Below are 26065 nucleotides of genomic sequence, written 5' to 3'. Positions count from 1 at the left end.
CCTCCCTATAAGAGCGTGCCGAAGCACTCACACCGCACTTCTTCCATGTCGCGCTTGAGCAAGGGATTGCTCGTGATGATGTCTTGCAGGATCTCCGGATCAATCCCATTGATCGCGCAGACGTATCGGTATGGCAACGCGCCATCCCAAAAACCCATCACCCAGCCGAGTGTCGCCCGGTAGTCCTCGTGGTCGAATTTCTTTCTGTTTCTAAGCCGCTCGCTAAAGAGCGTGCAGCAGTCCATCAGCGATTCCGGCATGTTGTCACCGCGCCGGCTGTCAGTCGCAAGACTGACGAGCGCGTCGACCATCTTGTCGATCACGCTATCGCTCCAGAATTGCGGATCAGGAAGCGGATCGGGCTTGATAACGGCTGGGACGATTGCAGACGGTCCCCCGAACATGTCGAGTTGCCATGCTGTCACTTCGTTTTGCATGAGAGTGCTCCGATGAGCGGGAATCCCATGCCCCGAACGGGAGGATTCCCGTAGGGGTGAAGTTGCAAAGCCGCCAGTTGGCGGCTTTGCTATTAAGGCGTGGCGACTAGTTGTCGGTGCCTGTCTTAATTGGAACGACAACGGCCGATTTTGCGTACTGCCGCTTGATCGGAGTTGCCGGTTGCGCTTGAGGCTCGGCAACTGCGGTTGGTGCTGCACTAACCGTTGCAGGTGACTCCTTTGATTCGTTAGCGGTCGGTTCAGACTTTGCCGCCGCCAAGATCGACTTCTTGATCCAGGCTGCACCAACGAAAAGCACGAATATGCCGGCGAAAAACGAATGCGCCGCAAACCACAGCGCAAAACACACAGCCAAGAAAACCAACGGCGACTTGGTCGCCATATGTACCAACTGCTTCGGCATTTTTCTCTCCAGAAAAATTAACGCACTAAGGAATGGCTGGACCGAGGTCCAGACGGTTTCGATGCTCGGATGAGCAGGGAAAACAGGCGCGCGGAGAGACGCTTTCGTCAAGGCTCATTCACGGGCCTTGGCGGAAACGCTCAGCGGGGAGAAAGGAATGGAGGCGCGGCGGACGTAATTGCCCGTGGCCTAGTTCGATGCGTAGAAAACGCGAGGTATGAAAACGAATTTAATCGAGATCGCGCCCACCGGCGCTTCGAAAGCTCACGATTTCATAGTGGCTTTCAACGGAAGAAATGTGCCTTGGCTCTCGAGCGCGCCCCCTAAAAACAATTACACAATCGTAAGGTTTCACGGTTTTTCTTCGAAACACCTACTTAGATAGCGCTGTTTCGCAGAAAGACACCTAAAACCGGCCCTCTTAGCAATCCAATCCTCAGATTATTGGGTGTAGTCTAGTTGGGCGCTTTTACGGCATCGCGCCTTGACAACGCTCTCAGGCTGCCAGACTTGGTCTTAATCACACACGAGTTGGAGGAAAGCATGTTCTTCGAGATGTTGCTGGCGGCAGGGGCGGTATATGGGTACCGGCGATTCGTACGGCGAACGCCCGTGACGAAGGCACAAACAATGGATTGGCGTACTCCGGCAGCGGCAGCTGCACGTGCAGAAGCCGCCGGGATGCTCGGCGAAAAGCTGACGCACGCCAAGCTTCGGGACTCCCTGGGGTGGTGCTGCGGACCCGAGTTTTACTTGCACGATGGTTCAGTCATCATCGAGCATGCCCCCGGGACCCGCTATCCCACCATCGAAATCGATCACTTGGCCATTACGCCCTTCGGCGTTTTCATCTTCGAGACGAAGAATTGGAGCGGCCTGATTCAGCCGTCCTCCAATCCGGATGCCCTGTTGCGATCAACAGGTGCCATCGGAGCCGAAGAGCGAAAGTCGCCCATTGCGCAGAACCGATCCAAGCTTGCCTTCCTACGCTCCGTCCTGCCACGAGACTGGCATGTTGCTGGCGCTGGAGTGTTCTCATCCAGCGAATGCCGGCTTTCTGCTGACCTGGACCTCGATTTAATCAGCCTTGCAGAAATTCCTTTTTGGATTCGCCATCAACGGCAACACGCCGGGGTGTCACGCATCGATATCGATATGGCAAGGAAAGCAATATGTAAGTTTATCGATTCGAATCCAAACGCATTGATCGAGCATAAACAGCGCATCTACCAAAATGAACTCGCGATGTCACGAGAAATATAAGAGTGTAAATTCGGTAAAAGCTTACATAATGCTCTTCAGTCTCACGAAAAATTACCGTTATTCAGACAACGCCCCTATCGCGCCTTTACCGCACTTTGAGAAGGCTTCGCCGTCCCCATTATTTTGGGCCGGTCTTAATGCGCGTGCCAAGTATTAACTGGTAGTGCGCTCCGCTTAACCGTGTTTGTCAAAAGCAAGGCTCGGTTCACAAATCAGAGGAGTTAATATGCAGTTGAATGGTTTAGCCTTAAAGAAAGCGAGCAGCACCGCCGTCGCTCCTTTCAACCTCTTCGAGCAGGATGTTCTGGACCCAGTGCAGGATTTTGACTTCCTCGGGAACCACGACTATTCGTCGTCGGGCCGCGAGAAGATCATGAAGGCTGCTCAAGAGCTTTTCGGTGCCAAACCCGAGAACGAGGAGCTGAACGCACGACTCACTGAATATATGCTTTCAGTGTCCGCGTCACGCAAGAAAATCGCAAGCGAACTCGTATTACTTGGCGGCAGCCTCTTCAACGCAACGGAACTCATCATCGAGAACCACATTGCTAAAACCGGTCATTCCACGTTCGCGGTCAATCAAGCAAAACATCTCGCATACAAGTATTTCGATGCATCGCTGGGGCTCACGAGTCACGCCGCTAGGAAATACATGCGCTGCTTCGAAAAGTTCGGCGAGGATAACGAAGCCGTTCAAATGTTTAATATCGGCGAGCTAAACATCCTTTCCGCTCCGGGCGTCACTGACGACGAGATCGACAAGGTATGGAAGAAAAAGCTCGCCGATCCCAAAATGACTCAGGACGAAGTTCGGGAATTTCTTAACCTGCTTCGCAAGCAAGACCAGACAATTCAAGACAAGGACAAGGAACTGGATAACGTCCAGAGCTTGCTCGAGGACAGCAAGGATCAGCTTCGGGGCGTTGAGGCCGATTCAAAACACCTGCGGCGCCAGCTCGCAGAACTCAACCGTGCGCTCCAGGAGCAACAAAAGCAGATTCAAGCCCAAAGTGATTTCGTCAAGGAACGCACGTCAGGACTTGGCCAGTTGCAAAAGGATTATCAGGACAAGGTTAAAGACTTCGACCGGGTCGTCGCCGAATTAGCCGCCGCAAAAAAAGCCAAGACCGTCGAGACTCAGGAAGTCATCGTGGAGAAGGTACCGGAAGGCTTTAGCACGTTGACCGAAGCGCTCAAAGACCGGATGGCCGCGCTCGAAGCCGCTGAAGTAAATAAGCAACGGGCCGAGCGGGAGCTGGAGGAAATAAACGACCAAATTGCGGCCAGCCGCGCTCAGGTGGAATCCGAAAGCTCTGTGCAACAAACGTTGGCCCAGTTGATCAGCGCGTGGGAAGGGTTCGCTGCCAAATTTGCTACGGCACAGCTCGCGGTCCAGGCCTCTACGGAGCCGACCCTCTATACGCCTACGCTGAAATCGCTCTCGGCGATGTTGCGCAAATGCTTGTCGGAAGTAGACGGCGCAACGAGGCAATAAGCAGCTGATCGATTACTCGCCCAAAACACTCAACAAGACACGGCGTAAGGACCTGCGCCGCCGAAGACCATAAAGAAGAAACACAAATGACACTGCTCACCACCGCTGCCGCAGAACCGGCGAACACGATCGTCCCGCATTGGTTGATCGAGAAGATTCAGCGCACCAACTACTCGCTCACCGACTTCATGCAAATCGCGCTCTCGGAAAATGCGGCGATGGAGAGAGTCCTCGCTGTCTCGATGCCTGACATGATGATTTTTCGTAAACATGCTTCGCCCATGGCAGCGATTATGAACATGCCATTCGTCGCACTCGCACCAGTATTGGACGACGCGCGCGATTGGAAATCGATTGTTGAAGGGCTCACGCATTCCGCCAAGGTCGACCAGCTCAGTTTTGCGATGCCATTGATTGACAGAGTCACAGCCAACGACATCTTTCATTACAACAAGGACTATGTGAAGCTCTTGATGGATGTCATGCACATGAGCTTGCTGGCCGTGCCTCTTCTTGGTCTTTCGTTCGAACTCGCCGCGTACCTCAAAAGCGTGCCTATTGGGCAGCTCGAGACGGCCATAGCGAAGATCAAGTTTCCGCTGTTCAGGTGGCGATTCAGCGATAAAAACTTCTGGCAGGAATACAGCGCGAATTTTCTCACCGAAGAGTCGGTTGGTCATTACCTCATGCAAACTTCGCCGGTTCGCTCGGGCGACCTTCCCTATCAGACGGTATGGACCAGCCTGCGCATTGATCGGGTCACGAAGGAAGTGTACGCACGCGCCATGATGAAGCAGGGGTGCCGTTCCTCGACCGCTTCGAACCTGTTCGACATCCACCCGACCAAGACGCGACTCATCTATAAGGAGTATCACGGCGTCAAGTCTCCCTCTGGCAACAACCCGACTTCCCTCACGTGGTACGTGGACCAACCGGTGCGCCGCGTGCAGGCGAGCATGTACACCTGGCTGTATCGAAGCGTACTGCGAAGCGGCGGTAATGTCCCGGAAGCGCTTATTGCCACGAACGATCTGATGGCCAAAACGTTCGGCAAAAATCTGCTGATCTCCGCAGATCGAGGCAACCATCTGACACGAAGGATGGCGCGCGACTCGTTGTTGCGCACAGGGCCTTGTCGTTCGTGCGGAACGCATTACATCCTCGCCAACGGCGAAGACAAAATCGAGCTGGAACACAAATTTACGTGCCCGGGATGTCAGCTCACCCTTACCACCAAGTTTCAAGCGGCTAAACGAAAGGTGAAATCTTGAACAAATCCGAAGGAGCCGTTGGCCCGAGTGCGCAGTTCTCAGTTGAAGCAGGTTTAATCGTTTTTACGACGGACGGACGCGCGCAGTTCGGCTGGCGCGACCTTGGCACTGGTCGCTTTCATTCGGAAGTCGATGGACAGTGCATCCACGGCGTCATCGGCGCGATCGAGTTCAATTCGGATATTGCCCATTAGCAATGCACGACTTTGCCTACCTGTTCCCGGATAGCGCCGCGTCCTGGCTTAATGGCCGAGGCGACGCGCGCTTTCACCGGTATGAGAAGTTTTATCGAGCGTCGCGTGCTGCGGCAGCGAACGCGGCGGAGTTCGACCTCGAAGCATCCAACGAGCGATACGCGACAATCTGCCGGCCTGCTCGAAGTCGAATCGTCGAGATGCTGGATAGCAAGCTGTTCAAGCAAATCGCGTTTTCGCTGACGCTTCTCTGGATCGGGTCTTCACTGCTTCCAACGGTCGGCCATTCTGAGCCTGTTGCCACCGGTGCGTTTCTTGTAGGCGCGTTTATATTTCTGCGCGTGAAGAGATGGCGCGGCCGGGCGCGGCACCCATAGCAAACGGTTGCGTCCGGGCAACGGGGCGTCGCCTGACGGCCTTACCGGCCCTTACAATGCACGCGGCCAAGTTTCACAAATTTTAATTTGAATGCGTGAACTACCGGCGGCGAAGACTTGACTTCGCACGGCGCTCGGTAAGCTAAGTAATAAGCAGATCGCAAAAATGCGACTGCATCAACGACCTACGAGGAATATAGAAATGCTGACCAAACAAACATACAAACTGACCGCGCTGGCTATCGCGGGTTCTCTCGTTCTCGCAGCTTGTGGTGGTGGCGGCGGTGGCGGTAGCAATAGCGCTGCACCTGCTTCCAGCGCGAGCAGCCCGCCCGCCACGACCTCTGGTGCCGTAGCGGTGCAGACGTCTGTGCCGGCTCCCACGTATGGCACGGGAACCATGCAGGCGAGCGCCTTCTCGACGCTCAACGCTTACCGCCTTTCGATGGGCGTAGGTGAGGTAGCTCAGGACCCGATCCTGGATACCTCGGCCATGGCACATGCGCTGTATCTAGACTCGAATCTGGCGAACGGAAACTTGACCGCGCTATCGCACGACGAAGTGTCGACCTTCGCGAACTACTACAGTGCCACGCCCCTGAGTCGGGCGCAGCTCGCGGGTGCTCCCGCAACCGAATGGATCGGTGAAGATATCGCGGCCGGCTATCCGCAAACCAGCGCGGCTGCTTATGGCTCCAACTGCGTCAATATCTATCTCGATACCGTCTATCACTTGCAAAGCGTAACGAGCAATCAACAAACGATCGGCATTGGTTTCCAGCAGAACTCCGGCTCCTATCCCAACTACAGCTGCGTACTCGATTTTGGCGAGACGGCCGGTGTAAGCGGTGCACCGCAAGCCAACTCGTTTAACGCGTCGGGCGGTCAGCAAATGCCAACCACTACGATTGCGCACTCGCCGTTGGTCAACGAACCGAACGTCGCACTGGCGATGATGAAAGAAGATGTGAATGTGGCACCGGATATCGCGGCGCCAGGACGGCCGATCATGGTTTTAGTGAACGCGGCAAACGCAGGAGACGTGCTGACAGTAAGCAGCTTCACGTTGACTGCGGCCAATGGGGCGGTGGTGGCCGCACGGATCATCGTGCCGTCCGCTGCACTGACTGGATCATCCGCTGGTGTCACGGCCGACGTGAACAACGCCCTATTCCAAGGCGTTGCGTTCCTGCTGCCGCTCGCGCCGCTGACAGCAAACACGACGTACACCGCAACCTTCAGCGGCGCGCGTGACGGAACGCCGATCAGCGCTACATGGAGCTTCACCACCGCCGCAAGTTAGTCAAAAACGTGAAATTTCCCTCAAAAGAACGCCCTTTTATAGAGCGTTCTTTTTGCTTCAGCTATCGGCAAGTCGTAAAAACCTAGTTGCCAACACCACCACCACCGCACTGCACGCTACCGCCATTTGGACTGCACCACGTAAGAAGAGCCAAGCCGGTCACGTTGGTTGTACCCGGCTGGAGCCAGCAGTACGCGCCGTTTTGAAAAATGAACATATCATTGCTATTAGCCGGTGTGCCCGGATTCCCCGTTTGAACCTCGGGCGCAGCCGTGCTGAGGTAAACGCCGGTCGCTGCTATTGCCGCGACCGAATTATTAAACTGGTTTAAACCGCTGCCTGTGTACGGACCCGTCATGGCACTAGCTCCGCCAATGGGAGCCTTACGCCAAAACGCCGTGTACGCGGCTGTACAGGCATTTTCCTCGTCCTGTCTTGTTACTGTTTGTGTGTTGCCTCCCGTTGCCGGCGTAGGCTGCACCGGCGGCGGTGGCGCGTTGCACGAAAAACTCCACGAGCTACCGGTCCATACTGGCCCAGACGCGAAACCGTATTGACATGACGGTTGCGGTGTCTCGCATTGATATCGCGCGCCATTCTTTGTCCAGCTTTCTCCCGGCCCGCACCCCGGCGCGATTGGGGTCGTGATAGCGTTCTGCACATATTGAGCATTCACACTGAGCGTCGGGCCGACCAGCGCAGTGCCCACAGCCAGCGACGCCATCCATTTCGTTGTTTTCATTTATTCATTTCCAAAACTACAACCAGTGTCAACTTCCGCCTGCAAACTGAGCTGATCCTGCACCAAGGAGTTATTGCCGTCTGCGAGAACGTCATAGATCTGAAGCACCCAATTCACCCCGGTGTATCCCATGCCATAGCGAACACCGGCTAGCGGAGGGTTCGCTGTCGCGTAGTTGGTGCTCACCGATGAGGGAATCACTTTCCACCATGCCGAACCCCCAGGTCCGCAGGCGGGGACAGCAATTTGCCACCCGTTGTAGTACCCCTGAAGTTGCGCGTCAGTAGTAAAGTTGCCGATGAGATTGCTCAACGGCACCCAGTTGCCGTACTTGTTGCAGACCCACATCTGATTAGCACCGCGCATCGTTACTGTGTTCCATGCGCAGTTGCCCGCCGCGACGTTAAAGTTGACGACCGGCGCAGTGACCGTTCCCGTCGAATTGATGCTCGCCACTTGCTGGATCGGTGCGGGATTGCCAGCCAAATCCTGCACGTACAGACCGTTGTTTCCGCGAATTGCCGCACTGCCGTTTTGGTCACCGTAAAAATTCACACCCGCGGTACCGATCGTAAGCGCTCCCCCGTTCGCCGATAGAGTGGCGGTGGTTGCATTAAGCGCGCCCATATTGACGTTTGCTGCAGCAGTGCCTGCCTGGTTCTGGACGAAAAGTGCACCGTTGGTCCGGACAGCCGCGTTTGTCCCGTCGCCGTAGTAAGTGGCACCTCCGCCGATATTCAGGCTATTGCCCGCCTGCAACGCGAGTGTCTTCCCGGACATATTGCCGATGTTCTGCATGTCCTGATTGTTCGCGTTCATCGTACCGGTCAAGGGCAGCGTGCCGTCGCGCCGGTAATATGGAGAATTCCCGTCGGCGCCAAAGCCGTTGATGGCCAGGATCGTGCCGCTCTTGTTGCCATTCGGATTCGCGAGCGTCCACTTCCCCTGGATGCCTGTGATGACAGACGGCGCTCGGTTGGTCGAGTAGCCAAACGAACTACCGCCTGCTGAAGCGATGATCCCGGCGCCTTCGATGTCAGCGGATCCCGCCTTCATCAACGGCAAGCTCGGGTATAGCGAGGTAGCGATGTGACACGTCCCCGCTGCGGTCGAACAGGCGTCGGGCACGATCATCATCGCAATCTGATACGTGCCGCCCCAGAACGGCCCGTTTTTAAAAGTCACCCGATTGTTGGCCAAGGCGCTGAGTTGCAACAGCGATGGCGGTGTAATTGGCGTCGCGACCGTTTGCGAGTAGCCGGCCGGAATCAACGATCCATACTGGGCCGTCACGTAGCTGCCGAGCGCCGCATTGATCGACGCGAGATTTTGGCCCTCGATCTGCAGCAGGTTCGTGTGCTTGGCGGCGATGTCTTCCTTAATACCCTGCACTGTCAGCAAGGCCGCGCCGACCAGGACAATCAACATCTCCAGAATGCTTCCCATGTCGGCAGCCCCGCCTTACGTGCGAGTCGTGTACAGCTGGAGGCTCGCCGTCGCACCGGCCGAGGCGCACGACGTGGCCGCAGTGCTTGAGCTAAACGGCAAGGTGGGCGAGGCCACAATCGTACCGTTCACCGATACCTGCGTGTAGACCGTGGTCAATGCCGCAACGCTAAGCGAACAAATCGTCGCCGTGACCGGATAGGTCAAGATCAACGAATCATTCGCCGTCACCAGCGTACCCACGCTGGTTGAGAGCGTGCCGTTAAAGAGACCCTTGATCGTCGACTTGTCGGTGGAAACACGCGAGCCTGCCGAGTCGAAAGCATGGTTCTGCGCGAGAACCTGCAACGTCTCAGCGGAGAAGTCCGCGTCGTTTTGCGTCGCGTTCAAAATGCCCGTGTGGAACATCTGCGCCTCGCTCTTGAACTGCGAGGAGTGAATCAGGTCAAGCACATACTTGCCCCCTGCATACACCGCAAGCGCGAGCAAGGCAGCGCCCGCCATGACCGCGCCTGCTTCGATCATGGACAACTCGCCCGATTGTTTCGTCCTGCGGGCGATCATGAGCATGCGTTGCCGACGGCTTGATTTCGCAAGCGCAGCGGCGTCGAGGTGTACCTGTTCGTTGTGCTTCATGGCCAAGCTCCTTTTAGTTGATTGAGACGCCGGGCGCACCCGGTGTCATGCTGATGGCGCCGGTCATCACATAGGAGCCGATACCGATGGTGAGGAACAGCGCGGCCGCAAAGCCGAGCATGAGGTAATGCGTGACACGCGCGTTTCGCTTGACGGAGTCGACCACGCGATCCAGTGACTGCCGACCGAGATTTTTGATCGCCGCTTCGAATTGATCGCGCCCCGCCGCGTCAGTGATCGTGTCGACGATCTCCAACGAGAAGATGCCGGTATCCAGCGCACGCATCGGCTCGTCCGATCGCGCGGTCAGACGCCGATGCATGGATTTCAGGTGCCAGCGCAGCCACGGATCGGATGTTTTCAGCAACCGGTCGAGCGCAGCGCGCAGGGTCAAGTTGGAATCGAAAAGACCAGCAAGCGACACGATCAGAAGCGCAGCTCGAAGGTCTCGCCGATTACGCCACAGCATCGGCATGCGATCGAACTTGTTTCGAACATGCCCGGTCCAGCGTTTGAGGGAGTAGAAGTACATCGTTACGAGGCCGATCACCAGGCACAGCGAGAACCACCAGTAGTCGTATGCGAAGGTGTCGACGTGGTAGAGCCATCGACCCGCGTCCGGCCATTGGTCCAGCGGCTTGGAATCCAGGATCTGCGGATAGATCGCCCCGCCGAACAACATGCAGTAGCCGTACATGTAGACCAGCAGCAATGCCGGATACGCCATCTGCAGTTGCGTCGTAGCCGACAGCACGCGTTTGGCGCTTGCCGCCATTTCGGCAAGTTCGAACCCGCGAACCACCGCGTCTTGTTGAGCGGACTCGTCGGCGATATCGAGCAGTGCGTATTCGTCGCCTGGGATGAACGGCTTGATCGCGACAGAGAAGCTTTCTCCCCGTTGCATCGTCTCGCGGATTCTCGCGAAAACAGTCCAGACGACCTGCCCGCGAGAACGATTACGCTTCTCGTACGTTTCGAGCCGGTCAAAAAGCGTCTCGGTATTGCGCAACCCCTTCTTCGCAATATCCAACCGCGTTTCGCGATAGAAGACTTCGCGCACCTTTTGAAAGCGCCAGCGTGCATACGCTTCCCGCTGCCGCGCGGGCAACATCTTTCCGATTAGGTTGAACATGGTGTATCCGCAAGCGCTTAGGGCATCAGACCATCGACGCCGGGCATGACGCGGTATTGCGAAAAGCCCTGCATCGAACGATTCACAAATTGTGGATCAATTAATCCGCGCGAAACCTTGTAAAGAGCGTGTTCATATAGCGTCTTTCCGGTCATGTCCCCATCCTCGAACCCGGATTTACGTGAACCGCGCCAAACTTGACGCGCGCCAGCCCAATCCTTGTGGCTCACCCGCTCGAGGAACTCGGGCGTCGGGCGGTAAAGTTCAGCGACAACGGATTGGCGCTTCGTGCCGCCGGCGACCTTTCCGGAACGCGTCGTCAGCCCGACCAAGCGGCAATGAGCGCACCCCTCCATATTCCGGCATGCCATTTTCGAAGTGTCCAGACCAAACTTGCGGCGAAGGATCTCGAGGTCGGCTTTCGGCATGACATCTTCAGCGGGGATCTTGCAGTGGTCGCAAAGCGTCGGGATGAGCTTCTGATTGCCGACCGCGTTGATGAAGCCCTCGGAGGCAAGCTCATCGATGGGCAACTGCAAACGGCCACCCGCCATTCGCATGATGGCCGCGATGATGTCGCCTGCGTGCAGCGAGAAGCGCACGGGGTGACCAGTAAGCGCGAGTTCCGCAACCAGACCCATCACCACCTTGTCCCGCACCTCGCCGATGGTCAGATCGTCGGGGTCCTGACGCATCAGCGTACGGATCACTTCCGCGTATTTGCGGTTCGCTTCTTCGTCGGTCTCGTCGGGCCTGCGGATGATCGAATAGTCCGACAGCCAGGGCATCGGATATTCGGAAGGCTCGTTCACGGCGAACTGCTTCTTGAGATCCCGATCAGGAAGCTGATATGAGAGCGCCCGCAATGTCGTCGTCTTCCCTGAACCGGTTTCGCCGGTCAAAGCCGTAATGCCGCCGCTCACATAGTTGAGTGTATCGATCAACTCAAGCTGGCTAGGCTCAAAGCCCATGTCCTTGGGCAAGAGGACTTTGTAGTTCTTGAAATTGCCATCGAGTAGCCGAAGCGCCACGTCATAGCCGCCAACAAGCGGTGACGATTGCCAGCGCAGGTTGACGGTATCGGTTTTCACGACCAGCGGAATCATCGCAGACTGTGGCGCGCTCGGCTGAAAGCTATTACCCGAGTTGGTGTTGCGCTGAACCAGGTCGCTGTAGGCTGCGAACAAGGCGCGTCGCACGATGGTCTTCGGTAATTTTTCGTAGGTATAGAGGTCTCCGTTCACACGGAAGCGCACCTCCACGTCGTTTTCGAACTCTCGCGGCTCGAAGTGCACGTCACTTGCGCCGTAGTGATGCGCGGCTTCGATGACGTCACGAAAGTTTCCGATGGCGCGCGACGATTCACGCAACCCGCCCTTCACTGCTGCCACCGCTTTGCCGGCGTAGATCGCGGCAATCACTTCTTCTGCCGCGACCAGTTCTTCGCGCACGAACACGTCGGCGGTAGCCAAGTCCTTGATGAAAGTCGCATATTGGGCACGCTCGCAAAACCGTGCCGTCGCGACCGAAATCGCAACACCCGGTTGCAGCTCGACAGCGATAAATTCCTTGCGTGCGGCAGCGGGAATTCGCAACGCCGCGTCATCATCAGCGGCCGTCAGAATGCGCTTGTAGTCGGGTAGCGCTTCAGCAGATACGAGGTGCGGGCGTCCAGATTGCGTAAAAAGCGTGTCGGCCTTTTCGTTGAATGCCTTGTCTTCGTCGCTCAAAATTTCCGGGACGACGAAAGGCTCTGGCGAGACGGGTTTAGCTAGGTCTGATGTTGCGCTCGTTGCCGTTGCGGCCGCCTGCCCACTATCGACCGCTTTCGCCGTTTCGTCACCGTGCTCAACGTTGCTGGCGCTCGCTGCATCGATCGCGCGCGATATCGACTCAATCGCCACCTGCTCAGCAACAATCTTCTCCTTGCCCGTAACAACGGTGGTGTCCGTTGCTTCGCTATGCTTTAGCTCTTCGTCAACGTCGACGCTTTCCACATCCTCGACGTCCGCTGACAGATTACGCCCAAGGAAACTCACCGGGCCGACAGTTGCGCGCGTAGGCTGCATACGCGGCTCAATCGCGCCGGCCGGCTCTACAAAGCTTGCTTTCGGGGTACGCAACCGCTTGAAGAACCCTGAGCGTGCCTCAGGCACATCATCGTCAATTCCACCAAAAAGACTCATGGCTTATTTCCCCACAGGAATAAAAACGGAATTTCCGCCCGGTGCGCTGGGCAACGGGCTGTTCAGATCATTAAGCGCCTGCATGCTCGAACTAGGAGGCGATGGGTCGGCCACAGGGATTGCCTGAGCGACGATCACCTGGCTCCAACTGCGCTTGCCCTCCGTGACGGTGACCTGATAGCCATCGATGCGAGACACGGTCCAGCCATTGAGAAGCTTCGTGCCTTGCCGGCCCGGGTAGATCGCACCCATGTAGTCGTACAGGACGTACGACCCCGTCGAGTCGCTGAATGCGCCAAGGAACGTGACCGGTATCGCGCGCACGACCGGGGCGACGGTGCGCCGCGGCACGGCCTTGGAGGCTTCTGCAGCCGCCTGAGCGGGCACAGGCGCCGCTGGCAGCGACGCCCCGAGCATTGGGGTTGCCTGTTGGCTCGCATTGCCGTCAGGCGTCTTCTTCATGCTGTCGACTATCTTCTGGCGCGCGAGCGTGTCGATGTCGTCAAGCGTGAGATGTTTTTCTTCTGCATGCAGCCCGCCTGCAAGCGCGAGTGCCACTGCACCGGCCAGAGCGGTTTTACTTATAAACATAATATTTACCCTTTGCGGTGAAATGAACGCCGGTACCGTCTTCCTTTAATTCGAGGTCCAAGGAGTCGAGCGTCATGTTGTCGGGCAGGCGCGCGAGCAGCGGTGCTTGCCATTTGTATCCATCGATCTCCCACTGGCCGCGCATGATGAGAGGCCCATGCATCTCTCCCGGCTGCGGCTGGCGCGCGAGAATGCGCTCCGGCTCTTTGATATCGACGACGTACCCGTGGCTATCGAGCGTGAATGGCGTGACCGACAACTTTTGCGGCTCTGTCTGCAACGCTTTGATGAGCGCTTGCGATGTCGGCCAGGTTTTGGCCTGAGCGAGCGCGACGCGCTCGACCACGATTACCTGTGGGCCTTTCGTATCGAGCTGCCAGCCGTTGGCATTGAAGACCACAGGTCGGACGCGCTCGGGCGCGTTTGCGTCGAAGTCCTTGAACGTTCCGCCCTGCCGCTTGTATGTGACCTTGCAGGGGCCGGTCGCGTTACAGGTCGCCTTCCAGAACTGCCATCCGGCGAAATTGCTTTCCTGCCCACCGAATGCGGCGAGTAGTCGGGGCGCCATCACCGATGCAAGCGGGGCCGGCGCCGTAAATACCCGCGCGACCGCAGTTTGATATTCCTGCATGTACGTGGGCGGTGGGGGTGCGGGCGGCGGCGGCGGATTGAAGAAGTCGATTGCTTTGCTCACGCCAAAGAACCCTGCGCACGCGATTACAAGCAAAGGAAGTGCGGTCGGAAGCTTGACCGGCACCTTCTTGATCTCGGCCGTCTTGCGCGCAGCGAGCAACTCGCGGATAGGAAAGGGCTCATCGAGGTTGTGAAGCTGGGCGCCGTGGCCGAGCGTCACCAACGGGAGGTTGATCTTCGCGCACTGATCCTCGAGCGCCACGCGCCGCGCATCGAGCGAGACGAGCGGAACGTCTTCGTCAACCGACACAGCACCACGCAACACGTGAACAAAGTGCACGCGCTGGTCGTTCTGGATCAATACAAGCACGGCCGGTTTCGCGCGCACGATTTCAAGCAGCGCGATGCGAGCGGCTGCCGAGTAAAGCTTTAAGCCCTTGCGCTCATCGGGGTCAAGGTTGCAGAAGCCCCCGATTGTCTCGCCGTTCGTTTTGAGCTCGACGTAATGCGTCGCGTCAAATTGTTCGGCATAGCGGCGTCGTTCAGCAGCCGCGCCCTTGGTCGCGTAGGCGCGCCACTCAAGGCCAAACGCGAGCCGTGCGCCCTTCTCTCCTGGAATAGGTTCGAGATGCATACCGGCGCTCACATCGACGAAACAACGGTGGCCGTGAGCATGATCACCTGGAACGTGCGCGACTTGTTCCACGCGCCACTCAACCCGGCGATGCCGTTATTGCTCGCCGCGTCGTAGTGGTTGGTCACAGCCCCATACAGAACCATTGTCTGACCGTCGGAAAGGGCAATCGTCTGGTCATCCTTGCTGCCGATGATGTCCGGCAGTTGGATTTGCTGCAGCGTAGCGCCCGAGCCCGCGCTGATCGTCTGGAAAGGACCATTGAGCTTCGAGCTATCGCTCCAGTACGACAAGACGATCTGGTTGTGATCGTTGACAGACGGCAAGATGTTCACGAAGTCGCCAACGGTAACCGAACCCGGTTGCAGCCCGACAGAGCCGCCCGACGATCCGACGATTCCGCCTGCAGAAGGCGTCGTGGCCGCGAGATAGCCCTTCGTCTCGAAAGAACCCACTGACACTGGCAGGCCGTTCAAGGTCATCTTGGTAACCGTGTTGTCCTGCACGGTCTTGCCGTAGCTGTTCACGCCGTTGATCACAGCGTTCGTGCCTTCGAGCGGCGAGTTGGCTCGCAGGACGGACAAGCCGACCGAACCGGCTGATGTCGCAAGTGACGTCGGCGAACCAAAGGCCACCGAGTACTTCTTCAAGCCGTCCGAGATGCGGTTGAAGATCACATCGGCACTGATGCCTGCTTGCGTTCCGTCGTTGATGTCGAACTGCAGCGTGCGCACACGCAACGCAACCTGACGCGTCGAAATGGCGTTCTCGCGTGCAAGCAGTGCACCCATGCGATCGACTGCCTCTTTCGTATCGCGCACCATTACGAGCCGGCTTTGCGGATTCACCGTCACCACACCCATGGGCGACTTCAACTGATTCAATTCGTCCTGGATCAACGCAATCTGATCAAACGACCCGTCCCGGCCGGTCGACGTCACAGCGGAGAAGGAACCCGTATTGCCCGACGAGCCACCGGTCGTTCCCGACGATTGGTTGCCGGTCGAGGTGTCCGTGCCTTTAGACATCGACGACTTCACGCTAACCTTTCCGGGGATTGCAGAAATGGTGAACGTCTTCGTCACGAAACGGGAGATCGCGATTGTTGTGCCGTCGAAGCTCCAGTCGAGCCCGAGATCTTCGGTTACGCCGCGCAGGTACTGTCCCACCTTGCAATCGCAGGGCTGTGCGTACACCGGCTCCACGCCTGATTTGACACTTGCGCTTGCCAGTGAGGTAGGCAGTGGTCCGCCCAATCCACCCATCGGCGCGCCGGCCGCAACCGCCGGAGCAACGGATGCGGACCCGGCGCTTCTCGGAATCAGCGATTCACGCGGGATAAACACGTCCGGACTAATGTGGACCGGATACCCGGTTGCACTCGAAACGAGCGTGCCGATCCTGGAGATTGGCAGGTTCGGCGGGAACGTCACCATCTTGTCGCGAAAGACCGCCGGGAGCGTCGCTTCATAAGCCACAGGTACGAGACGGTCGCCGAGAAATGCAGTCGGTACCTCCTCAACGAGGGGCATGGATTCTGGACCATTGCCCATTGCGTTCGCCGCGTCAGCGGCGGCCGCCGAGTACGCCCGATTGACGTCCATTTGGCTAACAGCGCAGCCCGAGAGCATCGAGGCCAGGGTAAGCGACGCGGCAATTTTGATCGTGTTATGGCGCATGATGATTACTCTTGGCAATTGGCCGCGCGTGCGACGACGCGGATCACGTTGTTGGTGTGCTTGCATACGCGGGTGGGCGTGCGCATGTGATTGGTGGCCTGCATGACCTGTGTGAGGATCGACTTGAAGTCACCGGAAAACGTCGCATTGAATTCAAGCGGCAGATCGTCATCGATCTTCCAGGCGAGTTGCCATCCCTGCTGCTGAAGCCAACGATCAAGCGCGTTGCGCAGGTTGGAGTCTTGAGGTGTGGTCGAGAAGGTCAGGATGCCGTTGGGTGCGACGGCAGCCGACGGCGAAGGAAGCACGACCGGTGCAACGGCAGTCGATGTCGGAGCCAAGGCTATCTGGATCGGCTTGGTGTCCACGGAACTGGTACCTCGCGATGCAAAGGCATCGTTGGAAGCCGCGCTTGCAGGCGCCATCTTCATCGGCGCCACAGTTGCTTTGGGGCTGCTCGTGGCGGACAACACTTGCCAACCGTCGCCAGCCGGCGCTGCCAAGCGGGACTGATCAGGATCGGCCGCCATCGCATTGGCGGCCGCGGCCAGCATCAAAATCGCGAGAAAGCGGCCGACCGGACGAAACAGGAAAGATGTTTTCATAAGAGTGTTCGACGTCATGAGGTCAGTTGCCGCGCTGGATGCGGCGATAAATATGGGTGGCATAAATCAGTTGCTTCGAACTGGACACGGCGTTGTACGCGCCCACAGCGCGCCAGGTCGGCCCAAACTGTTTGATGTTCGACGCGAGGATCCAGGTGCCGACGTAGCTGTTCACGCATGCGTCGAAAAGGCGTTCGCGGGTGATGCCCCACCGCGATAGCTTTGGCAACCAGGAGCTGTTGATCTGCATTAGGCCAATGTCTTCTGAGCCATCGCGATTCACGTTGACGGCGTTTGCACGCATGCCCGATTCTTGTTGCGCAATGGCGCGCACGAGGACCACATTCACGCGATGAAATGCAGCTGCATCATCAAGGCAATCGGCGCGTGCGATCGACGGGGCAGCCACGAGCCACAGCACGACGCCAGCAAGAAGATGGTTGATCGTCATGACGGCCGTGCTCACGATTTGGCTCTGTCGAAGAAGCGCACGTCATGGCGACGCGTCACATTCACAACGTTGCCGTCCGCATTGACGATGAACTGGTCGGACGTGCCGTTGAACTTGTAATAGCGGCCTTTCTGCTCGCCCGTACCGAGATGCCTCGCATCAGCCACGGTTACGTGACCGACCGAATCGGCGAATTTGAAGAACGTCGATCCGTCCTTGTCGAACACACTCTCCAACGCGGCCTTATTCCCGGCGTCGAATTCGTAGACCGTTCCAGCGACCCGGGCCACTTCCACTTGGTCCGCGCCGTTCGATACAACAAAGCGCTCAGCGCGGTTGATCGTGAGTACATTGCCGGCGTCATCCCACTTCGGGCGCAACGACTTGCCGCTTTCATCGACCACTTTGATTTCGGCTGCGGGTTTCGCCGCGAATTTGATCTGGACATGTGCATCGTCGCCGTCGCGAATGGCGACCGCGCCAAGCTTTGAGGCAAGCAACGAATCACGGACGGGGGCGTCTGCAGAGCTCGCGGCAATCGCAGCAATTGGATCCGCGATCGTCGATGTCGAGGCCGATGGCCCATTGCTCGCCACATAGTTCACCGCCACCGACTTGGGTGCCGAGCGCCGCAAGGTGACATGCCGCGCATCAAAATCGACATCCGCGTACATGTCGGATGAGGCGATCAGCCGGTCGAACGACTGCATCCAGTTTTCGCCATCCCGTGTTGCGAAACTCGTTGATGCGGTAAGGTCGATATCTTTCTGCGCCGACCCCGTCCACCCCTGCGGCACCAACGCCTTGACCATCTGCGACAGGGGCATGGTGGCGTTCAGCGCGCGCGTGCTTTCAAGGTGCGAGTGCGCACCGATAAGCGCGAGTCGACCTGAAAACCCCGTGAACCCAGACGGGAGATCGTCGCTTTCGCGGGTCGTGTCGCCCATGAAGCGGTTCGCTTTCTTCCAGTACGCCGTGGCAGTGGTTTGCCCCGTGGAGTAATGGATCACGTCCGGGGTGCCCGGGACGACGACGTAAGGTCCTTCGTTGTGGCCGCCCTCGACGCGCAGATTCTGTCCCGCCCGGGGCTGGAAGTACGTCGAACTTCCATCATTGAAGACGAGCGCGGGACGCTCGAGCACGTTGCCGGCGATTTCGTAGTCGAAGTCGAATGGGTCGGTGCCGGCGAGCGCGACATTCACTGAGAGCAGTGCCAACGCCATAGAGACGACTGTGAGTGATTGCTTCATAAGCCGCGATCGATTTGAGAGAGGTGCTGGACGAACCGCGCGAGATATTCACGACCTGGCTGCGGGTTAGCGCTGTGGTAGTACGCCACCGCTTTCACCGCGGAATGCGTCTTCTGATAGTTCTCGTTGAGAATGTCTTCGGCGACGTGGATGTTGGTCGCCGGACTCAAGGCGTCCCACGGCGAAGCAAAGCACTTCGAGTGGTATCCCCAGTTCACTTGCATGATGCCAATGTCGAAGTCACTTCGACCATCCGCGATCAGGATGCGAATCGCGCGATAGGCGTCCTCGCGCGTGCGAAAGAAGAATCCGCGACCGGCCACGTTCAGCGTCCATGGCCACGCCCGACCGTTGTAGGCGGATTCGTTGAGTGCTATCCCGGCGAGGATCTTCGGGTCGACTGTGGAATGCATCGCGTCGAACGGCGCTTGCGCGGATGCGCATGCCCAGCCGCCACGCCGCTCGGTCATCGCAGCCTGCGCGTCATCGCTTAGGACGCCGGGTTGTACCCATCCACCGCTCACGAGGATGGCAAGCAGACTAACGGGCGCTCCATCAACTTTGACGGTCGGCGTTGCGCCCTGCCCCATTTCCACTGCTTGACCCTCAAGCCGTTGCGCCCACGACTGAAACGGTTTCATACCGCATGCATAAACCGGGGTGCCTTCGATATCAAGGATCGTGCGCTGTCCGGCACTCGATACGACAAACTGTGTCGGGCTGATGATCTCTTCGATCGTGGCCGCATGACATGAGGATCCAATGAAAAGCAGCGCTGCCGCGAGGAGCGCGTTAGTCATGGTAGGGCTCCATAACGATGTCCTGCGTGACTTGCACGAGGAACTTCTCACCCGGATCGACCGTGATCGTGGGCGGTATATTCTGGTTGCGCTGCAAGACGGCTTGCGCCGTCGTCGCGGCGACCTGACCTGCAGTGCTGCCGTAGGTCGTGACGCCATTGGGGCTGGAGTTCGTCGCTGTCTGCGCGCCGTTGTCAAATGACTTCAGCAGGATCGCAGTGATGAAGCCAGCACCAAAGATCTTGAGAAAGTGATTGTTCACGTCGCCGGAGAATCCGGCATAGCCATTCTGGTCCGCACCTTGCATGCCATTCATCGGCACGCTCTTTCCGTTGGGCAAGCGCAGGCTTGTCGAGGCAACGAGCAAGCGCTCCTGACCAACCTTGACGTCCGCGCTGTATTGGCCGTTGATGAACGAGCCTTTAGGGATCATCAGGCAGTCGCCTTGGAGGCTGTCGTATACGTCTTCATCGACCATGAGCGCGACACGTCCCGGCTTGTCCGAATTTAGGCCTTCAATCGTCTTTACGTGAATGTTGTGAGGGGGCGTAAGCGTGCAGCCGCGTGAGCGACCGTTGAACGTTGTCTGTTCAATGCCCCCTTGTGCGGCGGCCTCACGAAGAAACGCGCGATCCCGGTCTTCAGGTGCTTGCCCCTGCTTCGCAAGCTGCATGGCCAGCTGCTCCGCGCTGGGGTCACCCGCGGCGGCTCGTGATGCACGAAACTCTTCCAACGAGAGAACACCTGGGGGAAGCGTTGTCGCTTGCTGAGCGTTATTGCGCGACCCGCCTGACTGTTTGAACACGGAGGACGTGTAAATTGCGTCCTGAGCTGCATTGCGTGCAAGCGCCTGCGTATCCGCCCCACCCTTGTCAATTTCGCTTTGGAAATCGGTCCCCGTCAGCATCGGCTTGACGGGATGCTGGGCAGCGGCCGCATCGGACGCTGCGCGCGCTGCTGCGTCTGCCGCCGCTGCATCCCGCTGCTTGCGGATTTCCTGCTCTATATCAGTTGGCCCCTTGTCGCCCGCGCCCTCGGTGCTCGATTTGAGCGCCAGACTTTTCTTGTCGCGCGCGTCCTGCTCTGCCTGGTTCGAGGCCTTCAGTTCGTAAAAGAAGCCCAACACACCGATCACAATCGCGGCAAGAATGCCGATGCTCATAATGGCGTTGCGAGGCGTCTTGCCCTTCGTGAGCGCTATCTGCTCTTCGTTGGGATTGTCAGCTGGGTTTTTCTTGGCCATGGTGTTCAGAACAGCCCGAGCACGCGGCGGCGACCGCGGGTGACCGTGACTTCGTCTTTGCCAGATTTCAAAACGATCTCATCTGCCAGGCGCTGCAGTACAAGAAAATCCCCGCGACGAATGAAGTTGGCGACAACCGCGTCGCCGTGATCCTTGATAAACGGTACCGGCCACGACTGCGCCTTTTGGGGCATGCGCATCCAGATGGCGTGACCGTCATCGAAGACCACTTCCGGGGTGAACTCAGTCCGGCCGTCAACGCTGTAATCCCAATTCAGCTTGTCTGGCGCGACACTGACCGACCCGGAATCAACACCGCCGCGATCCGCACCAGCGCTCTGGTCATCACGCGAGGTCACACGGGTCATCGGCGAGTGCGGATACTGGAAGCGAACGGTCTGGTAGAAAAAGCCCCCTGCCGGCGAAGCAATGAGCGTGAAGTCGTACTCGCGCTTGTTGGTCGTAATGTGAAGCGTGTTCACAAGATCAGCTTTGTGGGGCTTGATGAAGATGTGGTTCGACTTGTCGTCGTCGATCTCCCACTGGATGCTGTCACCCATGGCGGGATCTGCAATGAGTTTTTCGCCCTTCTCCAACTCAATCGTGGTGAGCTTGAGCGGTGCCGTCAGAACCCGGTAGATCTGATCCCGGCTGTACGGAAAGACGCCAATGCGCGCGTCGCCGGGCATCGTCACAGGATCGGCGCCGCCATTGAACGGATTGAGCGCGCTCATGGGGTTGTCGGCGATCATCGCAGGTGTCGTTGCGTCGCTGACCGATTTCCTGGCCATCGCCGCAGGCGCGGTGATTACCGTTATCGCCATGACTGCACAGATGGCGATTGCGCGCCGGCTAGTGTGTTTGAGATTGGCGTTCATGCTTAGGCAGTCCGCTCGAGGCGAAAGAACGGGATAAAGACCCCGAATGGATTTGACGTGAGCGCCGCATCCGCAGTGGGCGCGACTATCTGGTAGCGCAAGGTGAGCGCATAGGCTTTGACATCCGGCTTACCAGCGCCGCCGGCCTGTGATGTCGAGGTTGTGAATTCGACGAGGACGGTTGAATCTTCCAGGAGCGCAATGTTTCGGACGTTGACTTCACGGATCAACTTCGGATTAGCGATGATCGCCTGGAAAGGTGCGTCTTGATCAAGCCAAGCCTTGAACTGACTCGAACCAGCTCCAATCATCTCTGCTTTGACGGAGTTGATATTTGTCGTCATGCGAGACGTTTCGAGCCGATCCGTTAAAACCGGTTCGATCGTGAACCATCGGACGGCCATGTCTTTGACGTGGGCGCGGATCGCTTGGGAATCCGGTTTGTACGCGACGAGCTCGGTTGTGACAGGATGGCCTGTCACATCAGCAGAGACGCCCACGACGCGGACCACGGAAGGCGGGGGCTGGCGGGTCCACACGGCTCCCGCCGCGATGGCTGCACAGGCGAATGCGATGAGCATCCAGCGATTCGACTCAAGCTTGAGCCGCGTGCTGGTTTCGAAAATGACTTTGCTCGGATCTTCCTCGGCGTACATGCCTGGAGCGGTGGCGAGTGCAGCTTGGCGCTGGTTTCTGAAAAGACGCATGGCAACCCTTGTTGAATGGTTACCATTGAAACAGCGCTACGCCCAAAAACTTGGTGGAAAGACGAACGAAATTGCGCGTCTTTGACCGGATACGTGAGCAGTGTGTATCCGTGTGCTGTCGCGAAGCCCGAGACCCTAAGCGGCGCTCAGGGTCCTTTGCAGAAAGAGCACCAAAATCAACCCTCTTTCCAATCCCAAAACCCTGTTGCTTCTGCTATTTATTCCAGGACCAACTTTGCACAAGTTCAAGCATGCTGCCGACTGCCTTGAGGAACCTCCGAGTTAATGCGTTTAAATTGCATGGCAGGTGGTTGAACCGGCTCAGTGCTGAATAGGACAGGCAGCGAGATTACTCTTATCGAGCGCATGACCCTAATCGGCACTTAGGGTGTCCTACCAAGAAAAAAACAATAGTGGCTTGATTTAAAAGCTTTTAATGGAATTTTTGAGCGAATCATGAAATAGGAAAACGTGGTGTATTCCTTACGAAAAGAAAGTTAATGGGTCGATTTGGCGGTGGTTCGCGACCAAATCGCTGCGTATGGGATTTCAGAAGTGGACCAGACATTTCCAGCGCAACGCAAGAAATTGGCCAAAATTCGATGTAGAAGATGAAATTGCCTAACAGGGAAGTAGACAGCATGGATAAAGCGACGTTGATTGCGAAACCGCTCGAACTGGCGAGGCTCTACGATAATGGCAAAGGGCTTCTTTGGCACACTCTAGCGGAGGCTTCACACGTACTTTCGAAGACGGAACCGAAGGTCACCGTGGCACAGTTGAAACACGCTAGATCGCTCCTATCGCTGCCGCCTCAGATCCTTGCTCTTTTTGCGAAAGTCGAACTGAACACCTACACGCGACAGCGGCTTCTTAGCGCCAAAGCGAAGTATGGAGTTGATAACCTCATTATGAAAGCCGCAGCAATTACGCCGGCGACCGACGATGAGGATCGGCGCCGAATACTGAGACTTCTTAATGACGATGGACAGCATGAAGTCAGACGGCTTCAAGTTCAATCGTTGGTCGCGGAGTATCATGCAGGACTCGCATCGAAGCGATGGAAAAATATTAACCAAGCGAGCAGACAGCTCGGGTTGCGCAATCAGCTATATCAAGCGGTCGCCGTATCGAATCTTCCTAGGTCCGTACTGGATCTTTTCGAGGCAGGCACCCTATCTCTGTCGGCCGGTCAGAAACTCGCCAAGCTAGTAGCGATGTACGGTCCCAACACATTAGTGCGACGCGCGACGTGGACCGCCGAGAAAGATTGCAATTTATCCAACCAGCAAAAACTAACCATTTTAGCTGCAGGCAACTCAGGAGGTTGGCCGGCGATCACCGTCAAGGCTAGGCGCATGCGAAAGAAATTGGTGGTTGAATTCCACTGCCCAGACGAGACGGGATCTTTGGCAGCAGACCTCGATGCGTTGCGATTGATACTGAACGTTTCAATCGCAACAATTCTTAAACCAAAAGGAAATGTACTTCGTTAAGATTTGGTTACCGTTGGTAGTCAATGACCGAACCAATCACGTTTGCGCCCGGAGCGTTGCCAGCAGGAAAGCGCGAAATGCTGAGATCGCGTCGCTAAGTCGCGTGAGCCATCGGATGAGGTCTGCGCCATATAGGGTAAGGTTTTCGCAGAAAAAGTGAACCGCCCCGGGTTCCGTGGAGGCTGTTCGGTTTAAGTTGCGCTGCCATTGGGACAGCTGGATTAGAGAGTTGCCGGTAGTAGTTTCCTTCCGCTTCAGCGGGAGGGATGTAACCGATGGGTTCCAGCAGTCGATGGTTGTTAAACCTCGACACCCATTCCAGCGTGGCGAACTCCACAGCTTCTTTGGTCTTCCAGGGCACTCGACGATGAATCAGCTCGGCTTTGTATGAGGTGCACTGTCAACAGCCGCCACTCTTTTCTTAAGCCGCCTGTTGTTGTTTGCTGAACGCTTCGGCAAACAACGCGGGCGCGACATTTCCTAGGCGCGAGTGGCGCCGTTGGCGGTTATACAAGCCGTCAACACAACACGCATATTACCGAGTCGCGGGAAGTTCTCTATCACTGGCACCCGTGGTACGGAGGTACGGTGCGGATCTTCAATACGGTGGAGAAGAACGGCGAGATCGTTCTGCACTGCGCACTCGATCCACTGGAGACGGCGCGTGTATCGGAGGTGCCGCCGTGGATGTTCGACCCGGCTGCCTGTTGTGACGTTACTTCCGCAATTTCTCCCGTCGTCACCTGTGAGGCGCTGCGCGATCTGAAGCGCTTGCTGGCTGATACGTCGCTTTCCGTGCAAGCGAATATGATACAAGCCCAGCACCATCCTTTGCTCCTTGCCGGAGGTTCTGATGCGACGCGCGACAATCCCACGACCTGGCGATCAACTCGACCTGTTTCATCCTTACCCGAAGACACCGCAGTGGACGAACCTGCCGCCGGAGGTACGGCAGCAGACGACGCGCTTGCTGGTGCAATTGCTGCGGCAACACCGACGCGGGCTGTACGCCCCCGCACTCCAACAGGAGGTGTGCGATGAGTGACAAGATCCGGGCGCAGCAACTGGCGCAAGGCGATGCTGTATTTGCGCCAGTCGTCGGCTTACCAGGTCAGCCACAATCTGGAGAGCCAGATACAGCAGTACGCGATGCTGGATCGTCTGCACCGGTTGGGCTGGCACGAGGTTGAAGTAATAGATGAGAATCTGGGCCGCTCTGCAGCCGGCACGCAGACACGCAGACACGCGCGGGTTTCGAACGGATGGTGGCAGAGGTCTGTCTTGGGCGCGTCGGCGCGGTTGCCGCTCGCGAGGTTTCGCGATTCGCGCGCGACAGTCGCGAGTGGCAGTAACTGGTCGAAGTTTGCCGTGTCGTTGATACCGTACTGATAGATCAGGAGACAGTGTACGCGCCACGCCTAAGCAATGACCGCTTGCTGCTTGGATTGAAGGGCAGCCACAACGAATACGAACTGAATCTTCTGCGTCAGCGTTCGCTGGAAGCGCGCCGCGAGAAAGCCAGACGCGGCGAGCTCATCATCACGGCGCCCGTCGGCTATCGCAATTCCGAAGACCAGCGTCTGGAGAAGGAGCCGAATTTGCGTGTGCGGAAAGCTATCCGTTCGGTGTTCCGCCAGTTCGCCGCGATTGGTTCGGTACGCCAGACGCTACTATGGTTCCTGGAGCATGGCCTGCAGTTGCCGGCATGCACGCCGCGCGGCGAGGTCCACTGGAAGCGACCGTATTACGGAACGGTGTATCAGATCCTGACCAGGCCGGTCTACGGTGGCGCATATGCCTGTGGCAAGACGGAATGTTCGATCCACTACAAGGACGTAGAACCGCGCAAACGTGACCAACGCAAACCGCGAGATCAATGGTTGGCGCTGACCCCCAATGCCCACGAGGGATACGTTGACTGGGACGAGTTTGAAGCAATCCAGCGGGTGATCCACGCTAACGCGCGTCTTGGCGGGCAGGCAGGTGCTCCCAAAGAGCGGCGAGGCGTTGTTGTCGGCCAGTGAATGACGAGTCAGGGCCTAATGGCCGGCACCGGATGCACAGGTTAGGAACTGGCCCTTCGGAATCAGAAAATGTGTCCGCGAGGCGCTACAACTCCAGAGCGCCCTCCCCCTCTTGCCGTCTCGCACTCGCCCAGCTTCGCAGACCATCTAATCGTTTCCTTGCACAAC

Annotated in this window: 26 protein-coding genes and 1 pseudogene; 10 read left to right on the top strand and 17 right to left on the bottom strand. The window is 57.5% G+C overall.

The genetic code is table 11. The annotated features are described in order from the left end of the window. Positions 1–5: 5 nt before the first annotated feature. Both ACSQ36_RS41825 and ACSQ36_RS41820 read right to left on the bottom strand, forming a co-directional pair. Entirely contained in the window at positions 6–437 is a 432-nt protein-coding gene (locus ACSQ36_RS41825) for a hypothetical protein (protein WP_436186761.1), read from the bottom strand. 106 nt (positions 438–543) lie between these two features. After that, entirely contained in the window at positions 544–861 is a 318-nt protein-coding gene (locus tag ACSQ36_RS41820; protein WP_436186760.1) for a hypothetical protein, read from the bottom strand. A 543-nt stretch (positions 862–1404) separates the two neighbouring features. Here ACSQ36_RS41820 and ACSQ36_RS41815 point away from each other — a divergent pair. The 6 genes from ACSQ36_RS41815 (at position 1405) to ACSQ36_RS41790 (ending at position 6764) form a co-directional block, all read left to right on the top strand. Next, on the top strand, positions 1405–2124 hold the full coding sequence (locus ACSQ36_RS41815) for a nuclease-related domain-containing protein (RefSeq protein WP_436186759.1): 720 nt from the start codon (positions 1405–1407) through the stop codon (positions 2122–2124). A gap of 226 nt (positions 2125–2350) precedes the next feature. After that, the gene (locus tag ACSQ36_RS41810; protein WP_436186758.1) at positions 2351–3619 is read left to right on the top strand and encodes a hypothetical protein; all 1269 of its coding nucleotides are present in this window, start codon (positions 2351–2353) and stop codon (positions 3617–3619) included. Between the two features lie 143 nt (positions 3620–3762). After that, positions 3763–4890: a FlhC family transcriptional regulator gene (locus ACSQ36_RS41805; RefSeq protein ID WP_436186757.1), complete on the top strand. Its 1128-nt coding sequence runs from the start codon at positions 3763–3765 to the stop codon at positions 4888–4890. Beyond that, positions 4887–5084 (top strand): hypothetical protein, encoded by a 198-nt coding sequence (locus ACSQ36_RS41800; RefSeq protein ID WP_436186756.1) that lies wholly within the window; start codon positions 4887–4889, stop codon positions 5082–5084. The genes ACSQ36_RS41805 and ACSQ36_RS41800 overlap by 4 nt, the downstream gene beginning before the upstream one ends. A 2-nt stretch (positions 5085–5086) precedes the next feature. Continuing rightward, complete coding sequence (locus tag ACSQ36_RS41795) at positions 5087–5461, top strand: hypothetical protein (protein WP_436186755.1); 375 nt, start codon at positions 5087–5089, stop codon at positions 5459–5461. A 202-nt stretch (positions 5462–5663) separates the two neighbouring features. Beyond that, complete coding sequence (locus ACSQ36_RS41790; protein WP_436186754.1) at positions 5664–6764, top strand: CAP domain-containing protein; 1101 nt, start codon at positions 5664–5666, stop codon at positions 6762–6764. Positions 6765–7506: 742 nt separating this feature from the next. Here ACSQ36_RS41790 and ACSQ36_RS41785 read toward each other — a convergent pair. The 14 genes from ACSQ36_RS41785 to ACSQ36_RS41720 all read right to left on the bottom strand — a co-directional run bounded on the left by ACSQ36_RS41785 (position 7507) and on the right by ACSQ36_RS41720 (position 22377). Next, positions 7507–8952, bottom strand: coding sequence for a hypothetical protein (locus tag ACSQ36_RS41785; protein ID WP_436186753.1), 1446 nt, complete (start codon positions 8950–8952; stop codon positions 7507–7509). A 15-nt stretch (positions 8953–8967) separates the two neighbouring features. Further along, positions 8968–9588 (bottom strand): hypothetical protein, encoded by a 621-nt coding sequence (locus ACSQ36_RS41780; protein WP_436186752.1) that lies wholly within the window; start codon positions 9586–9588, stop codon positions 8968–8970. 13 nt (positions 9589–9601) lie between these two features. Continuing rightward, positions 9602–10720 carry a type II secretion system protein gene (locus tag ACSQ36_RS41775; protein ID WP_436186751.1) on the bottom strand — a complete coding sequence of 373 codons (1119 nt, stop codon included), beginning with the start codon at positions 10718–10720 and terminating at the stop codon, positions 9602–9604. Positions 10721–10737: 17 nt separating this feature from the next. After that, on the bottom strand, positions 10738–12906 hold the full coding sequence (locus ACSQ36_RS41770) for a GspE/PulE family protein (RefSeq protein WP_436186750.1): 2169 nt from the start codon (positions 12904–12906) through the stop codon (positions 10738–10740). Between the two features lie 3 nt (positions 12907–12909). After that, entirely contained in the window at positions 12910–13497 is a 588-nt protein-coding gene (locus ACSQ36_RS41765) for a hypothetical protein (protein WP_436186749.1), read from the bottom strand. Beyond that, positions 13484–14764 (bottom strand): hypothetical protein, encoded by a 1281-nt coding sequence (locus ACSQ36_RS41760; RefSeq protein WP_436186748.1) that lies wholly within the window; start codon positions 14762–14764, stop codon positions 13484–13486. Before ACSQ36_RS41760 ends, ACSQ36_RS41765 begins: the two co-directional genes overlap by 14 nt. 8 nt (positions 14765–14772) lie before the next feature. Then, on the bottom strand, positions 14773–16443 hold the full coding sequence (locus ACSQ36_RS41755) for a type II secretory pathway protein (protein WP_436186747.1): 1671 nt from the start codon (positions 16441–16443) through the stop codon (positions 14773–14775). Positions 16444–16448: 5 nt separating this feature from the next. Further along, positions 16449–17048, bottom strand: coding sequence for a toxin co-regulated pilus biosynthesis Q family protein (locus ACSQ36_RS41750; RefSeq protein WP_436186746.1), 600 nt, complete (start codon positions 17046–17048; stop codon positions 16449–16451). A 22-nt stretch (positions 17049–17070) separates the two neighbouring features. Next, the gene (locus tag ACSQ36_RS41745; RefSeq protein ID WP_062175089.1) at positions 17071–17499 is read right to left on the bottom strand and encodes a lytic transglycosylase domain-containing protein; all 429 of its coding nucleotides are present in this window, start codon (positions 17497–17499) and stop codon (positions 17071–17073) included. Positions 17500–17510: 11 nt separating this feature from the next. After that, on the bottom strand, positions 17511–18749 hold the full coding sequence (locus ACSQ36_RS41740; RefSeq protein WP_436186745.1) for a hypothetical protein: 1239 nt from the start codon (positions 18747–18749) through the stop codon (positions 17511–17513). After that, positions 18746–19549, bottom strand: a complete 804-nt coding sequence (locus ACSQ36_RS41735) for a transglycosylase SLT domain-containing protein (RefSeq protein WP_436186744.1) — start codon at positions 19547–19549, stop codon at positions 18746–18748. The genes ACSQ36_RS41740 and ACSQ36_RS41735 overlap by 4 nt, the downstream gene beginning before the upstream one ends. Continuing rightward, on the bottom strand, positions 19542–20792 hold the full coding sequence (locus tag ACSQ36_RS41730) for a TrbI/VirB10 family protein (protein WP_436186743.1): 1251 nt from the start codon (positions 20790–20792) through the stop codon (positions 19542–19544). The genes ACSQ36_RS41735 and ACSQ36_RS41730 overlap by 8 nt, the downstream gene beginning before the upstream one ends. Positions 20793–20797: 5 nt before the next feature. Next, positions 20798–21583: a TrbG/VirB9 family P-type conjugative transfer protein gene (locus ACSQ36_RS41725; protein WP_436187001.1), complete on the bottom strand. Its 786-nt coding sequence runs from the start codon at positions 21581–21583 to the stop codon at positions 20798–20800. Between the two features lie 89 nt (positions 21584–21672). Continuing rightward, on the bottom strand, positions 21673–22377 hold the full coding sequence (locus tag ACSQ36_RS41720) for a type IV secretion system protein (protein ID WP_436186742.1): 705 nt from the start codon (positions 22375–22377) through the stop codon (positions 21673–21675). A gap of 641 nt (positions 22378–23018) precedes the next feature. Here ACSQ36_RS41720 and ACSQ36_RS41715 point away from each other — a divergent pair. Further along, positions 23019–23873, top strand: coding sequence for a hypothetical protein (locus tag ACSQ36_RS41715; protein ID WP_436186741.1), 855 nt, complete (start codon positions 23019–23021; stop codon positions 23871–23873). A gap of 211 nt (positions 23874–24084) precedes the next feature. Here ACSQ36_RS41715 and ACSQ36_RS41710 read toward each other — a convergent pair. Next, positions 24085–24261, bottom strand: a pseudogene (locus ACSQ36_RS41710) (IS3 family transposase); the annotation flags it as partial. 200 nt (positions 24262–24461) lie between these two features. Here ACSQ36_RS41710 and ACSQ36_RS41705 point away from each other — a divergent pair. From ACSQ36_RS41705 to ACSQ36_RS41695, 3 genes are read left to right on the top strand one after another with little or no spacing between them, the layout of a single operon-like run. Then, positions 24462–24914: a hypothetical protein gene (locus ACSQ36_RS41705; protein ID WP_436186740.1), complete on the top strand. Its 453-nt coding sequence runs from the start codon at positions 24462–24464 to the stop codon at positions 24912–24914. Beyond that, complete coding sequence (locus ACSQ36_RS41700) at positions 24915–25262, top strand: hypothetical protein (RefSeq protein ID WP_436186739.1); 348 nt, start codon at positions 24915–24917, stop codon at positions 25260–25262. A gap of 14 nt (positions 25263–25276) precedes the next feature. Then, positions 25277–25897 (top strand): recombinase family protein, encoded by a 621-nt coding sequence (locus tag ACSQ36_RS41695; RefSeq protein WP_436186738.1) that lies wholly within the window; start codon positions 25277–25279, stop codon positions 25895–25897. The last annotated feature ends 168 nt before the right edge of the window (positions 25898–26065 follow it).

The organism is Caballeronia sp. LjRoot34 (assembly GCF_964253815.1).
Classification (GTDB): domain Bacteria; phylum Pseudomonadota; class Gammaproteobacteria; order Burkholderiales; family Burkholderiaceae; genus Caballeronia.
This window is presented reverse-complemented; position numbering and strand designations above follow the sequence as displayed.